The 14,753-nt window shown below is 35.3% G+C and carries 14 protein-coding genes and 2 pseudogenes; 10 read left to right on the top strand and 6 right to left on the bottom strand.

The features are described from left to right. Positions 1–140: 140 nt before the first annotated feature. From IGQ45_04580 to IGQ45_04570, 3 genes are all read left to right on the top strand, one after another. The gene (locus IGQ45_04580; GenBank protein ID MBF2056502.1) at positions 141–839 is read left to right on the top strand and encodes a magnesium protoporphyrin IX methyltransferase; all 699 of its coding nucleotides are present in this window, start codon (positions 141–143) and stop codon (positions 837–839) included. Between the two features lie 353 nt (positions 840–1,192). After that, on the top strand, positions 1,193–2,434 hold the full coding sequence (locus tag IGQ45_04575; GenBank protein MBF2056501.1) for an FGGY-family carbohydrate kinase: 1,242 nt from the start codon (positions 1,193–1,195) through the stop codon (positions 2,432–2,434). A gap of 41 nt (positions 2,435–2,475) precedes the next feature. Next, positions 2,476–2,931 carry a peroxiredoxin gene (locus IGQ45_04570; protein ID MBF2056500.1) on the top strand — a complete coding sequence of 152 codons (456 nt, stop codon included), beginning with the start codon at positions 2,476–2,478 and terminating at the stop codon, positions 2,929–2,931. 24 nt (positions 2,932–2,955) lie between these two features. Here the strand turns inward: IGQ45_04570 and IGQ45_04565 are convergent, their stop codons facing one another. Beyond that, on the bottom strand, positions 2,956–3,153 hold the full coding sequence (locus IGQ45_04565) for a hypothetical protein (GenBank protein MBF2056499.1): 198 nt from the start codon (positions 3,151–3,153) through the stop codon (positions 2,956–2,958). Positions 3,154–3,228: 75 nt separating this feature from the next. On the opposite strand from IGQ45_04565, the gene IGQ45_04560 reads away from it, so the two are divergent. Both IGQ45_04560 and IGQ45_04555 read left to right on the top strand, forming a co-directional pair. Next, the gene (locus IGQ45_04560; GenBank protein MBF2056498.1) at positions 3,229–3,468 is read left to right on the top strand and encodes a hypothetical protein; all 240 of its coding nucleotides are present in this window, start codon (positions 3,229–3,231) and stop codon (positions 3,466–3,468) included. After that, complete coding sequence (locus IGQ45_04555; GenBank protein MBF2056497.1) at positions 3,465–3,893, top strand: PIN domain-containing protein; 429 nt, start codon at positions 3,465–3,467, stop codon at positions 3,891–3,893. The genes IGQ45_04560 and IGQ45_04555 overlap by 4 nt, the downstream gene beginning before the upstream one ends. A 279-nt stretch (positions 3,894–4,172) precedes the next feature. On the opposite strand, the gene IGQ45_04550 is transcribed toward IGQ45_04555, so the two are convergent. Beyond that, entirely contained in the window at positions 4,173–6,179 is a 2,007-nt protein-coding gene (locus tag IGQ45_04550) for an NAD(P)H-quinone oxidoreductase subunit 5 (protein MBF2056496.1), read from the bottom strand. Between the two features lie 56 nt (positions 6,180–6,235). Between IGQ45_04550 and IGQ45_04545 the strand changes: the two are divergent. From IGQ45_04545 to IGQ45_04530, 4 genes and pseudogenes are all read left to right on the top strand, one after another. Further along, positions 6,236–6,848, top strand: a pseudogene (locus IGQ45_04545) (PIN domain-containing protein). A 1-nt stretch (position 6,849) separates the two neighbouring features. Continuing rightward, positions 6,850–7,032: pseudogene (locus tag IGQ45_04540) on the top strand (hypothetical protein). A gap of 269 nt (positions 7,033–7,301) precedes the next feature. Then, on the top strand, positions 7,302–8,075 hold the full coding sequence (locus tag IGQ45_04535) for a DUF2993 domain-containing protein (GenBank protein MBF2056495.1): 774 nt from the start codon (positions 7,302–7,304) through the stop codon (positions 8,073–8,075). Positions 8,076–8,113: 38 nt separating this feature from the next. Continuing rightward, complete coding sequence (locus IGQ45_04530) at positions 8,114–8,716, top strand: GerMN domain-containing protein (protein ID MBF2056494.1); 603 nt, start codon at positions 8,114–8,116, stop codon at positions 8,714–8,716. Here IGQ45_04530 and IGQ45_04525 read toward each other — a convergent pair. The 3 genes from IGQ45_04525 to IGQ45_04515 form a co-directional block, all read right to left on the bottom strand. Continuing rightward, positions 8,713–9,120: a DUF4278 domain-containing protein gene (locus IGQ45_04525; GenBank protein MBF2056493.1), complete on the bottom strand. Its 408-nt coding sequence runs from the start codon at positions 9,118–9,120 to the stop codon at positions 8,713–8,715. The genes IGQ45_04530 and IGQ45_04525 overlap by 4 nt on opposite strands. A gap of 420 nt (positions 9,121–9,540) precedes the next feature. After that, positions 9,541–10,161, bottom strand: a complete 621-nt coding sequence (locus tag IGQ45_04520; protein MBF2056492.1) for an alpha/beta hydrolase — start codon at positions 10,159–10,161, stop codon at positions 9,541–9,543. 173 nt (positions 10,162–10,334) lie between these two features. Next, positions 10,335–11,357: a 30S ribosomal protein S1 gene (locus IGQ45_04515; protein MBF2056491.1), complete on the bottom strand. Its 1,023-nt coding sequence runs from the start codon at positions 11,355–11,357 to the stop codon at positions 10,335–10,337. 403 nt (positions 11,358–11,760) lie between these two features. Here IGQ45_04515 and IGQ45_04510 point away from each other — a divergent pair, with 403 nt between their 5' ends. Next, positions 11,761–12,309 (top strand): spore maturation protein, encoded by a 549-nt coding sequence (locus IGQ45_04510; GenBank protein MBF2056490.1) that lies wholly within the window; start codon positions 11,761–11,763, stop codon positions 12,307–12,309. Positions 12,310–12,422: 113 nt separating this feature from the next. On the opposite strand, the gene pabB is transcribed toward IGQ45_04510, so the two are convergent. Then, a complete protein-coding gene (gene pabB, locus IGQ45_04505) occupies positions 12,423–14,531 on the bottom strand; it encodes an aminodeoxychorismate synthase (GenBank protein ID MBF2056489.1) in 2,109 nt (702 codons plus the stop codon). Positions 14,532–14,753 lie beyond the last annotated feature (222 nt).

Below are 14,753 nucleotides of genomic sequence, written 5' to 3'. Positions count from 1 at the left end.
CCAATTAATGAGAAGTAATCGTAAATTTAATTTTGACTATCCTTAAAATTACTAATCCCTTAAAAGGGAAGGTTTTAAACCCTTGATTATTTGATAAAGTAAAGGATTGTAATACAAATAATTTAAAACTTTACCCTCTTATGACCACAAGCGTTAAAAATAAAATTGACGATAAAAAAGTAGTAAAAGAATATTTTAATGCCACTGGCTTCGAGCGCTGGCGTAATATTTACGGTGATGGTAGCGTTAATAAGGTACAATTAGATATTAGACAAGGACATCAACAAACTATTGATAAAGTTGTGGCATGGCTTCAGGATGATGGCAACTTGTCAGAGTTAGTCATTTGTGATGCCGGGTGTGGGGTTGGTAGTTTAACCATTCCCCTTGCTCAAGCAGGGGCAAAGGTTTTTGCCAGTGATATTTCTGCGAAAATGGTAGGAGAAGCCGCTGAAAGAATCAAAGAAACGGTAAAAAATCCCATCAATGTTAGGGTAGCGGTGCAAGATTTGGAATCTATTCGAGGAGAATATGATACTGTTATTTGTTTAGATGTGTTGATTCATTATCCCACTGAGGATGCTAGTACAATGATTAGTCATTTGGCATCCCTTGCTAAATCTCGTTTAATTATCAGTTTTGCTCCAAAAACTCCCTTTTTGACGGTATTGAAAAAAATCGGGGAGTTTTTTCCAGGCCCGAGTAAGGCAACTCGTGCTTATCAACATCGGGAAGAAGATATTATAAGAATTTTAAAGGATAATGGTTTTCAAATTAAGCGTACTGCCATGACTAGCACAAGTTTTTATTATTCTCGTCTTCTTGAAGCGGTTAGATAAAGTCTGCGGAAAAAGTGGAGTGGTGAGGAGAGGTGTCAGGTATCAGGTGAAATGCCTATAAATCAAAGACTTTGCCATCATAGTTATTTTCCATAAATTGCTATTTTGTATCAATTATAGCAATTTCCACCCTTTTGAGGTACAAGATGATCCCCCTAAATCCCCCTTAAAAAGGGGGACTTGAGAATAATGAACATACCTCATTATCATGAAAAACGCTATATTTTTGATTTGCATATCAGAAATACGATGATAAAATGTTATTTTTTGCAAATTTTGATTATTTTAAGCTCGGTTTTTGCGAGTTGAGGTAAGCAAAAGGGAAGGAGGTCAATTAATTTTTGATTAATGCTATGTCAGATTTTTATTTGGGAATGGATTTCGGCACGTCTGGGGCAAGGGCGCTGGTAATTGATGAAAGTTTGGGGATTGTTTATCAAAAAAAGGTCAATCCTGTTAACTACAGCGCCCCTCACCATTGGCAAGAAGTGTTATTTTCATTACTTAATGATATTCCTTTGATGATTAAACAACATTTAGGAGCTATCGCTATTAATGGCACTTCTAGCACCATGATATTATGTGATCAGTGGGGTAATCCCCTTGATTCTCCTCTCTGGTATAACGATAATCGAGGGCAAATTTATCTTGATGAATTGCGTCATTTTGTTCCCAAAAATCATCTAGTTTTAAGTGCTACTTCTAGCCTTAGTAAAGTCTATTGGTGGTATAAAAAAGGGTTGACAAATAATGCTAAATATGTTCTTAATCAAGCTGATTGGTTAGGATTTTTATTACATAATCAATTAGGTATCAGTGATTATCATAATATCTTAAAGTTAGGTTATGATGTGGAAAATTTAATCTATCCTAATTGGTTACAAAATTTACCTTTTTTTGATTTATTTCCCCAAGTAAAATCACCGGGAGAAGTAGTAGATTTAATTAGCCCAAATATTGCTAAGAATTATCAAATTAATCCTCAATGTGTGGTTAAAACTGGTACAACTGATAGTATTGGTGCTTTTATTGCCAGTGGAGCTAGTCAAGCTGGAATAGGAGTAACTTCCCTTGGTTCAACTTTGGTTATTAAACTTTTAAGCACTACAAAAATAGATCATTTTCCTTCAGGGATTTATAGTCATCGCTTTGGTGATTTGTGGTTGGTGGGGGGCGCTTCTAATAGTGGAGGGGCAGTATTAAAATATTATTTTTCTGATCAAGAATTACAGGAATTAAGTTTGCAAATAAATCCTTCTCAATTTACTAACTTTAATTATTATCCACTGTTGAAAAAAGGGGAACGTTTCCCCATTAATGATGTTAATTTAGAGCCAAAATTAACACCTAAACCAGATAATAAAGTCCTATTTTTACAAGGTTTATTGGAGGGGATTGCTGACATTGAAAATCGAGGTTATCAATTATTAGAAACTATGGGCGCTACTCCTGTGACTCAAGTTTATACGGCTGGAGGAGGTGCAAAAAATGCGGTTTGGACAACTATTCGTCAAGGTAAGTTAAAGTTACCAATCATGACGGCACATCAAACGGAATCTGCTTATGGGGGGGCGCTATTGGCTCTAGGCAGGTAAAATTGTAAAGTAATGTTAAAAATAAATAAGTTTAATTAATTATGGCAAGTTTAAAAGTAGGCGACAGCGCCCCCAACTTTACATTGACATCCACCCAAGGAGAAAAAGTTAGTTTGAGCGATTTTAAGGGTCAAAAAAGTGTGGTAGTGTATTTTTATCCTAAAGATGATACTCCCGGTTGCACGGCGGAATCTTGTGCTTTTCGTGATAGTTATGAAGTGTTTAAGGGCGCTGGGGCTGAAGTTATCGGCATTAGTGGCGATTCTGTGGAGTCTCATCAAAAGTTCGCCCAAAAATATAATTTACCCTTTATTCTACTCAGTGATGAGGGGGATAAAGTGAGGACATTATTTGGTGTACCAGCAACTTTATTTATCTTACCCGGCAGAGTTACTTATGTTATTGATAAAGAAGGTATTGTTAGACATATTTTTGATTCCATGTTAGATTTTAAAGCTCATGTAAATGAGGCTATTGAAACCATTCAATCAATTTAGCCTTGAATGTGTAGGTTGGGTTAGCTAAAGTAACCCAGCTCCTGTCATAAAACTTTTTCCTTCATTATAAATCATCCCATAAAAATTCAACGCCAAGTAAGAAGTAAAAAGTAAAAAGTAAGAGGTTTTTGTGATGGGATGGAGGGCGCTGGTTATGGTGAAGATAGAAGTAATATCAGGTTCGCTTAAACAGTTACAATTAAATATCTGCTGAAGACTCAAAATACAGACTTTGTTTTATAAGTGATTATCCGAACTTGATATAAAATATAATTAGTCATCAAATAATTAAATAGTATGAAATCGAAAATAACGGAATCTGAGCTTACTTTTGAGGATATATTAAGTCTTGTCAGAAAATTACCCACATTAGAACAAATCAAACTAAGTCAAACCATAGCACAAGAGACACAAAGCAATATCAAATATCGTACTAAAACTTTTCAAAGCCTATTACAACAAGTTAAACCTGTTGCGGAAAGTTTTGACATTGATAAAGCTAAAGCAGACTACTTCAAAGAAAAATATAACCTGTGAAAATTCAAATAGATACTAATATTATTATTGATTATGCTTTAATACGTCAGCCATTTTATGATGATGCGGATGTTGTTTTTAGCTTGATAGAACAAAAAAAATTAGAGGCTTATGTTAGTGCTACAACTTTTACAGATATATTTTACATTCTGAAAAAACCCAGAGGAAAGGAATGGACACTAATTTTTCTACAACAATTACTAACTATTTGCCAAATTAGTGCCGTAGATGAAGGAATTATCAAACAAGCCTTGTTAAAACATTACAAAGATTTTGAGGATGATGTACAGTATCATACTGCACTCTCAAATAATTTAGATGCTATCGTTACTCGTAATCCGACGGATTATCCACTAAATACCACCATCACTATTTTGACACCTAAACAATTATTAATGTCATTTATATCAAGTTCGGATAATTAGTTACAAATAGATTATATCTTCGTAATTTACCCACTGTGTAATGAATTACACGGAACCAATGGTATCTCGTTCAATAAATTGAACTAAGATTGTTTTTAATTGATTTGTAAGCGATCAAGCGGACTTGATATTAGTTATTAGGGCGCTGGGTTATGGTGGAGGGCGCTCGGTTATGTAAATATTAAATGGTGGGCATTACCCACCCTACAAATTAATAATTCTATTAGATTCGGGCTAGAAGCCCGATATACTGAAAACAAACGCTAATAATGAGAGTAATTAGCCAATAACGCTAAAAGCTACCACAAACCCTAACACAGCACCAAAAACGATTAAGGCGTAAAACTGCGCCCTCCCATTTTCCAGATACTTCAAACCTTCGCCACTGACGATAGTAAATAAACCCGTCAAATTAACAGCGCCATCCACCACTTTATAATCTACTTCCATGATGGCGCGCGCCAAACGGCGACTACCTTTCACGAAAACACGGTCATAAAATTCGTCAAAATACCACTTATTGAGGGAAAATTGATAAAGAGTAGGGAATTTTTCAGCGATGGCTTGAGGATTAATTTGTTTAGTGCGATACATCAAAGAAGCAAGGGTAATACCAATTAACGCAATACCAACAGAATTACCACCCATAACGAGAAATTCCGTTAAATCAAAATGATGCGCTACTTCCATCACTTCCTCATTAGGGGAAGCGATAAATTCCTCAAAACGATTTTGCCAAGGTAAACCTAACAAACCGATAAACATAGAAGGAATCGCCAACATCATGAGAGGGAAAGTCATAGTTAAAGGTGATTCGTGGGGTTTATCACCATGATGAGATTCACCACTAGGGGTAATATTAGCACTTTGTAATAACTGCTCTTGAATTTCATGATCCTTGCCACGAAAATCCCCTTCAAAAGTCATAAAATACATTCTAAACATATAAAAAGCAGTCAAACCAGCCGTTAACCAACCGATTAACCATAAAACAGGATTGGCTTCAAAAGCTAAACCTAAAATTTCATCCTTTGACCAAAAACCAGCAAAAGGAGGAATCCCACAAATAGCTAAAGTGCCGATTAAAAAACAACTAGAAGTAATGGGCATATATTTGCGCAGACTACCCATTAAACGCATATCTTGTGCCAAAACTGGTTCATGCCCTACCACTTCTTCCATACCATGAATCACAGAACCAGAACAAAGGAACAACATTGCCTTAAAATAAGCATGGGTCATTAAATGGAATAAACCGGCACTATAAGCACCAATTCCCATCGCCATCACCATGTAACCTAACTGAGAAATGGTGGAGTAAGCTAAACCTTTTTTAATATCATTTTGGGTTAAAGCAATGGTAGCGCCCAACAACGCCGTAAAACATCCCACCCAAGCAATTAAATCCATTGCCACAGGAATAGGCTCAAATACAGGATACATTCTCGCTACTAAAAAAACTCCAGCCGCTACCATGGTAGCCGCATGAATTAACGCAGAAATAGGAGTAGGACCTTCCATGGCATCTGGTAGCCACACATGAAGGGGGAATTGAGCGGATTTAGCCACAGGACCTAGAAAGACCAAAATCGCTAGTAAAGCAGCTAACCACCCTGCTAACTGTCCAGAAATGACCAATTCATGAAGTTTTTCACCCATGATACCGAAGTCAAAACTCCCTGTTGCCCAATATAATCCTAACATCCCTAACAATAAGCCAAAATCTCCTACCCTATTCGTAACGAAGGCTTTTTGACAGGCATTGGCGGCGGCGGTGCGATCGTACCAAAAGCCGATCAGTAAATAGGAACACATCCCCACCAATTCCCAAAAGATATACACTTGTACTAAGTTAGGGCTGACTACTAAGCCAAGCATGGAGGCGCTAAAGATACTGAGGTAAGCATAAAAGCGCACGTAACCGTCATCATGCGCCATATAGCCATCAGTATAGATCATCACCAATAGAGCAACGGTGGTAACGATAACTAACATTAATGAGCTAAGATGGTCGATGGTATAACCCATACTGAGGGAAAAATCTCCAGCTTTTGCCCATTCAATCATCATAGTATAAGGTTCAGCGCCCGTCCACTGACTCCAAAATAGCGCGGCGGAGTGCGCTAGACAAATTCCTAAAACTGAGATAATAAAGATAGAGTTAACTTGTCTTAACTTGTTGGTGGCTTGGTTAAAAGAAATTAAACCGATACCAACTACCATCGCTGAGAGGAGGGGTAAAGTTGGTATTAACCAAGCATATTCGTATAATTTTAAACTTTCCATGCAAAATTTTGGCGATCTACTAATAACGCTATTATTGTTACACAGGATCACTGTTAATGATCATCGGGCGCTGGAAAAATGTTTTAATTGCTATAGGTATTAAATTAAATAAAAAATATTTAATTTATCTTGATGTTTGTTGTTTAAATCGCCCTTTAGACGACTTACAACAAACTATGGTACGACTTGAGGCAGAAGCAATAACGGAGATTATTCAAAATTGTGAAAATCAAAGATGGAAATTAAGTAATAGTGACATAATTGAATTTGAAGTGAGTCAACATTCTGACTCATTCAAGCGACAAAGAATTAATGATATTTTAAAAATAGCAAAAATTTATGGCTCTTCATTACTTGGTATGCAAATTGCATTTTGAGAACGAGAGAGTAAGGCTTACAGTCTCGGCAGCATACTATCTAGTGAAGACCCAAATTTATCTTTCATCAAATGAAGAAATTGATTTCAGGGTGCAAGAATTAATGCGATTAAACTTTAAATATCATGATGCATTACATTTAGCTTTTGCAGAAGCAGGAAAAGTTGATATATTTTTAACAACGGATAAGCGACTTTTAAATAAAGCTCAAAATTATCAAAAGATATTAAAAATAAAAGTTGATAATCCTGTGATTTGGTTAAGGAATATCTTGCAAATAGAAGGAGAATAAAATGAAATTAACTGATATAAAAAAACAAGGTTATTCTGCACTGATTAATGCTTTAGGAGTAGCAGGAACATTAAAATTTTTACAGCAATTAGAAGTATGTTATGGCAATTATACAGAAGAAAGAGATCAACACATGGATAAATTAACCGTTGATGATTTTCGTAATTTTGTCAAGCAAAAACAAGAATTAGACAAAAAAAATGATCAATCATCAAACCCTGATTACACAACTATTGCCTCTTACTCATCTTTACCAGTAAACTTAGATACAAATTAATTACCTTTGCACCTTCGCGCCTTTGCGAGAGATACAGTTGTTTTAAATTAACAATGAGAAACTTTGTTTAAAAGTAATAAAAGTGGTCGCAAAGTGTCAAGTGGTGGGCGGTGCATTGCCCTACAAATTTTTTCAATTTGTTTCAATCTTAATTGAAATAATTATAAAATCAAATTATGGAATTTTTAATCACTTTACTAACAATATTCAACTCCTTGCTTTCCCCCATTGGTTTAGTGGTGGATAAAACCTTCACCAATGCCATCATCAAAAATTCCCACGCTGTGGAAGAAATCCAAGTGAGAGTCGAAAATGTACCAACTCATAATTTCGTTAAGGGAAAAATTGACGGGGTAAAAATAGCCACCAGAGGCTGGGTATTAAGAGAAAATCTACGTTTAGAAGTGTTTGAGTTAGAAAGTGACTCATTAAAGTTTGATTTTAAGCGTATTCGCTCTTTAAATGCCGAAAATTGGCGAGAAATCGTCCAAAGTCCGATTAATTTAGGGATTCGCACAGTAGTTACTGAAGCTGATTTTAACGGTTTTTTACAATCTCCCAATGTTAAAAGTATTATCGCTGAGAGAATCCCCACTAATATCCCCTTTGATATTGATTTAGATCAAACTCGTTTTGAATTTCAAAATGGTAAAATTATCATTAATACGGAAGCTGAATCACGAGGGGCGCCGGGAGAGGTGTTAAATATTAGTTTAGAATTTGCCTTAGAAGTGCAACAAGGGCATAAACTAAGGATAATTGAGCCAAAAGGTACTTTTAATGGGCAACCTTTATCTCCACCACTGCTACAAGGTTTCGTGGATAATTTTAATCAACAGTTGGACTTGAAAAGATTGGAAAATAGCGGTATTGTCGCCCGATTGCTACAATTTGAGGTTAAGGAAAATAATTTAACCGTTGTTAGCTTAATCAATATCCCAAAACGTTAAAATTAATAGTTGAATCATCAGAGGTTTCTAAAAAGATTATGTCAGATCAAAACCAAAAGCGTTTTGCCACTCCTAAAACTATTATTATCGGTGCTACGGCTATTTTAGCCCTTGGCACGGTAACGGCTTGGTTTGCTTACAATTCCCTAGAAAAGCAAGTTAATCAAAATCCTGATGACAAAAAAACTATTGTTACACCGGATATTCCTCAAGGGGAAGAAACAAAGGAAGTTGGTATTTACTTGCTTGATGATGACTTGGCAATGGTTAGCTTACCTCAAAAATTGCCCTTTACTGACAATGAAGAGGAATTGGTGAAGGGCGCCCTCCACCGTTTATTAAACAACCCTGATACACAATTTAGCACCGCTATTCCTGATAATACAGAACTACTATCATTAGAAATCAGAGAAGAAGGAATTTACCTAGACTTATCAGCAGAATTTACTGAAGGTGGCGGTAGTGCCTCCATGATTGCTCGTTTAGGTCAAATAGTTTATACTGCCACCAGTGATAATCCCGATAGCTTACTTTGGTTAAGTGTAGAAGGGAAACCCCTAGAAACCCTAGGTGGTGAAGGTTTATTAGTAGATCAACCCATCACCAGAGAGTTATATTCCCTCAGTTTTCCCCAAAATTAAGCAGTTTTGAGAGCCTCACACTCTTTTTTCAACATTCCTAACAAAGAATAATTTTCCTGACTCTGTGCCACTGCCATGCGACGCTCTAAATTACGGCGTAAATTAGCCAAATGAACTTGAGCTAAATTTTCTTGAGTTTCGTGACTGGTAACTATAGCTAGAGACTCACTTTTATTCTCTGTGGAAGAATTATGAGCAACGAAATAAGGTTGTGCATTAGGATTACTACTATAAGCAATACCTCGATATTGTAGATAGATTTTCGGCTGTAGTTGGGGTATGTGACGGGGAAGGAAAGTGCGCACTTCACACCCCCTATATTTACCAATAATATCCCCTTCTCTTACTTCCATCAATGATGTAGCGCTAGGTTGGTAACTATTTCCTCGATAAGACATTTTCATAATTTTCACCTTTAGGGAATCGTAAATTAATTTAATTGCTATTTAAGAGACTATTTTTGACTTTTTCTTACTTAAAATCAAAAAGTTCCCAGTCTTTGCTATCTATTTCACCTTTGCAACGTAACTGGCTTTGTCCTTATTTTTAATTTATCACTTTTTTCTAAGTTTTTCTACTTTCTGTATCAATCGTTACAATTTTAGTAGAACTTGATGAAAGAGTATTTTGGTGAGGGGAATGTCGAATTTAGAATGTCGAATTTAGAATGTCGAATTTAGAATTAATAATTTTTGATTGGGATGGCAAAAATACAGTATTTTTAGAGAAAAAAGGCTATTTTTGGCACTTTTTTAAGATTTTATTGTACTCAAAACCTTTGCCCCTTGCCCTTTCAACTTTTCCCTTTTTTAACCTTTGCGCCTTTAACTTTGACCTCCAACGATATTTAAAACAAAATCACGAAGCAAATTAATTTCGGAAGGGATAATTTCATGAGCCATATTGTACTCCTGATACTGCACTTCAACCCCCACTGCCGTTAACTTTTGCTGGGCATCCCTAGCCGAAGCAATGGGAACAACAGGATCATTCGTACCATGACACATAAGAGTAGGGGGAAAAGGATTGCGGTCACTTTTAGGCTCAAAATGAAGATAACCACTGAGACTACATACCCCAGCTACAGGTAATTGTAAACCAACATCCAAACTCATAGCGCCCCCCTGAGAAAAACCGCCCACAATAGTTCTAGTTAATGGTATATTTGTTCTATCTTCAAGGGTTAATAACCAATGATAAAAAGTCGAAACACTTTCTTCGATACCTTGATTATTATTTTCTAAAGCGTACCAAGCCCTACCTTTTGGCACTTGATAATGGGGGAAGGGCGCATTAGGAAAGATATATTCACAGCCGGGTAAATCCAGTAAAGGAGGTAATGAAGTTAAATCATGATGATTAGCGCCCCAGCCGTGTAAAAGTACAAAAATAAAATTTGTTTCTTCTCCTCTGAGGGGAGTTTGAGTAATAATTTCTAAGGTCATTTTATGAAATGGCGATCTGATCTTTGTGGTGAAGTTTATCTTATCGTAAAAGGAAGCAGGAAGATGTTAAGTGAAGAGTTTCTAATACCTAAATTGCCAAAAAAAGTCTCCCCTTCTCAAGGGGAGATTTAGATGGGTTAAAATAATAAAACCGAAAACTAAATTATCTAAAATTATTCATCACTACTAGCCACTAATTCTTCGGTAGTAACATCTTCCGTTTGATTAACAACTTCTTCTGTTACCTCATCTGTCGCCGTAGGAATTTCCATTTCATTTTCCGCCGGTGCTTCATCTCCAGCCAAAAGTTTTTGACGATATTTTTCCGCCATTTCTTCAGCCTTTTCAAACACTAAATCACGATTTTTGAGCATATCTCCCGGTTCGGGTTCTAATTGCTTCGTAGAAAGGGAAATACGTCCTCTTTCTGCATCTAAATCAATGATCATTACTTTGAGTTCATCATTAACATTAAAGACACTGTGGGGAGTATCGATATGATCATGAGAAATTTCGGAAATGTGTAGCAAACCGCTAACACCGCCGATGTCAATAAACGCACCGTAAGGCTTGATACCACGCACAGAACCAATCACCACTTGAGCCACTTCTAAACCATTCATCTTACGTTCAACCAGCGCCCGTCGGTGACTTAAAACGAGGCGATTGCGTTCTTCATCCACTTCTAAAAATTTTAACGGTAAATCTTGACCGAGTAAATCTTCTTTAGCATCCTTGGCACTAATGTGAGAACCGGGGATAAAACCTCTCAAGCCTTCTACTCTAACCAGCGCGCCTCCTCGGTTAGTAGCAAAAACATTAGAATAAACCGTAGCGTCTTCTTGTTGTAATTGACGAACTCGCTCCCAAGCGCGCATATATTCAATGCGACGAATAGATAAAGTTAACTGTCCATCTTCATTTTCATCGGTGAGAATGAAAAATTCTCTGGTTTCATTCGGTTGTAAAACCTCATCAGGATTATCTACACGATTGATAGATAATTCTTGCACGGGAATATAAGCGGCAGTTTTTGCGCCAATATCAATTAAAGCGCCTCTCTGTTCCATACTAAAAACAGTACCGGCTACCACATCTCCCGGACTAAAATGATAGTCATACTCATCCAGAAGGGCAGCAAAATCTTCATGGGTAAAACCAACATCATTTTTAACGGTTTCTGTTTGACTGACCATAGGCATATTTACAAAAGTTTTCAAATTACTTACTAAGGTGATAATTACAAATATTTCCTAAAAACCTATAATTAAAATTACAAGCGTCCAGAAAAATAAACATAGAGATTAATTTAGGATTGATTTTTTCTCTGATTGGTTGACAAAAATACCAACAAAATCCACACTAAAAGCGAGGGCTATTAGTATTAGATTTAGTCTTTCAAGGCTTTAATCCTTTAAACCTTGACCACGACTATCTAGGATAGCATCAAAAAAGGGTCAAATTATTATTCTAAACCATATTATACTGAATTTGCTATTTAACCGTTAAAATTTGGAGAGGAAAGGGAAGCAGGGGAGGCAGAGGAGATAATAATTCATAATTCATAATTCATAATTCATAATTCATAATTCATTATCTATGGTTGAATCAATAACTGACATTTTTAATACCACAGCTAAATATATTATTCCTTTGCTTTTAATGGGGATTCCTTTTTATGCCCTTGTTTTTAAAAAAGTTAAAGTCTATGAAGTTTTTACTGATGGTGCAAAGGAGGGTTTTAACATTGCCATTATGATTATTCCCTATCTTGTAGCAATTTTAGTGGCTATTGGGATGTTTCGTGCTAGTGGTGCATTGGATGTCATGCTGACTATTTTATCTCCTGTGTTGGGATTTATTGGTTTTCCCCCTGAAAATATACTTTTAGCTATCATGCGCCCTCTTTCGGGGGGTGGCTCATTTGGGCTACTGAGTGATATTATCGAGACCCAGGGCGCTGATTCTTTAATCGGGAAAATAGCAGCTACCATGTATGGCTCAACGGAGACTACATTTTATGTGTTAGCGGTGTATTTTGGTTCAGTAGGTGTCAAAAAAGTGCGGCACGCGCTGTTAGCTGGATTAATCGCTGATGTGGTGGGTATTTTTAGCGCTGTTTATATCTGTCGTTTCTTTTTTGGCTAAGTAGTTATTTATTACAATATCTTAGTCCTACACCGCACGGTTAGAAAACAACACATAATTAATGATGGATTATTGGGTTAAAAAAACTCAATATTCTCTGATTTGAAACGTTATTAACTATCATTTAGTATAGCCGTAAAATAGGCTTGAAGTAGCGCCCTCCCCTTCAACTTAATCTCCTCCCACTCAGCTATATCATCTGATAAAGCAGTAATAGCGCCCCCCACCCCAATGGTAGTTTTTTCGGGAGTAATCACTGCCGTACGAATTACAATATTAAGATCAAGCGTACCATTAAGACCCAAAAACCCGATACTGCCAGAGTAAATACCTCGTGCTTCGGTTTCTAGTTGGTCGATAATTTCAAGGGTTCTTTTTTTTGGGGCGCCCGTCATAGATCCACCGGGAAAAGTGGCTAAAATAGCATCAATACTACCCAAATCATCGTTTAATTTACCCTTGACAGTAGAAACCATTTGATGTAATGTTTCATAACTTTCAATAGCCATTAATTTTGGCACTGAAACTGTACCAATTTCACATATTTTACCTAAATCATTGCGCAGTAAATCCACAATCATTAAGTTTTCTGCTCTTTCTTTTTCGCTGAGTGTTAATTGCTTTTTTAATTGTTGATCTTCTTGCTTATTTTGACTTCTTTTTGTGGTACCTTTAATCGGTTTTGATTCAAGCCATTTGTTTTGATCTAATTGTAAAAAACGCTCTGGAGATGAAGAAATTATGGTCATATCTCCTAACTTTAAGTAGGCGCTGAAGGGCGCTGGATTTTGTCTTCTTAAAATTTGATAATATTTAAAAGTATTTTCCATAGGAGGTAAATTAATTTGATTGGTTAAACATATTTCATAACTTTCTCCTTGTTTTATTTTTTCAAAGCAAATTTTTATGTCTTTTAAATAATGTTCTTTATTTCTAGTAAATCCTGTTTTATTTTCATTTACTAATTTATTCTTAATCTTAAAATAATTATTTTTTTTAGATATATTCTCTAATTTTAAAATAATTTCATTAAACCATTGATTGGCTAAATTTTCTTTACTTTTTTTGCCATAGTAAAGGAGATAAGTTTTTTGTTCTTGGTGATCAAAGGCAATTAAACGATCACTTTTAATTAAAAAGCTATCGGGTAATTTTGATTGATGAATATTGTCATAACCACAAAGAGATTTTAATTCGTAGCCGAAATAGCCAACAAAACCAGTATTAAAATTAAAAGGCAAATCAGAATTATTATGAACATAATTATTAGTTAAATACTCTTTTAAATAAGTAAAAATATTTTCATTGATATTTTGAATTATTTTATTTTTGATAATTTTTAGTTGATTATCATTGACATTATAGTCAAGAGTGAAGCTATTTTCTCCTTGAGAATCTCCCATGAAAGAAAAACGAGATAAGCCTTTGGCTACCATACTACTATCAAGCCAAAAACTATATTCTGAATTACCATAGATTTCTTTAAAAACTATTTCTGTATCTTGCCAAATATCTAATTTTTTAGTATAAAGTTGATGTAATTGGCGAGATTTAACCCCTTTTATTTCCTCCTTGAAATGGGGGAGATTAATTGATGGTTGTTTTTTCTTGAAATCAGATAAATTAATTGATAGTTGTTTTTCCCAAAAATTTTTAGTTAAATTTTGAAAGTTTTTTAGTAGCTGATAGCCATACTGAGAACAAATAGATTCGGGGTGAAATTGTACTCCCCAAAAAGGTTTATTTTTATGAGCAATTGCCATAATTAACTTATCTTTTGTGGTGGCAATACATTCTAATTGTGGGCTAACTTTTTCGATGATTAAAGAATGATAACGCACAACAGAAAAGCCAGAGGGAATATCTTTAAATAAATCATGGTTATGATGGTATATTTTACTCATTCTGCCGTGCATAGGTTGAGGTGCTAGGGTGACGGGCGCTTGGTTATAGTAACCAATACCTTGATGACCTAAACATATGCCTAAAATGGGAATATTACTATTAATTAAAATTTCCCTACATACTCCAAAATCTTCTATTCTTTCAGGATTTCCCGGACCGGGAGAAATAATAATTTGTTGAAAATTTTTTGCTCTTATTTCTTCCCAAGACCATTGGTTATTAGTGATAATAGTGGGAAGTTGATTATTGACTTGAGCTAATAATTGATAGATATTATAAGTAAAAGAATCGTAGTTATCAATTATTAGGCTATTCATTATTTTGCTGTCTAAGTTTAATAAAATGATTCAATCAAAATACATTTAAAAATATTTTTAAATGCTCATATTTATAGTATAATAAATTGTGAAGTTAACTGCAGTATTTGAGCTTGGCGTTGCATTATTGCGGGATGATATGCAATTTTCTGATAGGTTGAAACAATTGTAATATTAAAGGCGATGACCTTTTTAAAATAAGTGACAATCTCTCATAAACTT

The sequence above is a fragment of the Cyanobacterium sp. T60_A2020_053 genome (assembly GCA_015272165.1).
In the GTDB taxonomy this organism is placed as follows: domain Bacteria; phylum Cyanobacteriota; class Cyanobacteriia; order Cyanobacteriales; family Cyanobacteriaceae; genus Cyanobacterium.
Note: the sequence above shows the minus strand (reverse complement) of the source record. Positions and strands in the feature narration are given on the sequence as shown.

Excerpts from the sequence above, each read along its gene's own strand:
- IGQ45_04515 (MBF2056491.1), bottom strand. The coding sequence starts at position 11,357 with ATGGTCAGTCAAACAGAAACCGTTAAAAATGATGTTGGTTTTACCCAT.
- IGQ45_04520 (MBF2056492.1), bottom strand. The coding sequence starts at position 10,161 with ATGACCTTAGAAATTATTACTCAAACTCCCCTCAGAGGAGAAGAAACA.
- IGQ45_04535 (MBF2056495.1), top strand. The coding sequence starts at position 7,302 with ATGGAATTTTTAATCACTTTACTAACAATATTCAACTCCTTGCTTTCC.
- IGQ45_04570 (MBF2056500.1), top strand. The coding sequence starts at position 2,476 with ATGGCAAGTTTAAAAGTAGGCGACAGCGCCCCCAACTTTACATTGACA.
- IGQ45_04575 (MBF2056501.1), top strand. The coding sequence starts at position 1,193 with ATGTCAGATTTTTATTTGGGAATGGATTTCGGCACGTCTGGGGCAAGG.
- IGQ45_04510 (MBF2056490.1), top strand. The coding sequence starts at position 11,761 with ATGGTTGAATCAATAACTGACATTTTTAATACCACAGCTAAATATATT.
- IGQ45_04530 (MBF2056494.1), top strand. The coding sequence starts at position 8,114 with ATGTCAGATCAAAACCAAAAGCGTTTTGCCACTCCTAAAACTATTATT.
- IGQ45_04580 (MBF2056502.1), top strand. The coding sequence starts at position 141 with ATGACCACAAGCGTTAAAAATAAAATTGACGATAAAAAAGTAGTAAAA.
- IGQ45_04560 (MBF2056498.1), top strand. The coding sequence starts at position 3,229 with ATGAAATCGAAAATAACGGAATCTGAGCTTACTTTTGAGGATATATTA.
- IGQ45_04525 (MBF2056493.1), bottom strand. The coding sequence starts at position 9,120 with ATGAAAATGTCTTATCGAGGAAATAGTTACCAACCTAGCGCTACATCA.
- IGQ45_04550 (MBF2056496.1), bottom strand. The coding sequence starts at position 6,179 with ATGGAAAGTTTAAAATTATACGAATATGCTTGGTTAATACCAACTTTA.
- pabB (MBF2056489.1), bottom strand. The coding sequence starts at position 14,531 with ATGAATAGCCTAATAATTGATAACTACGATTCTTTTACTTATAATATC.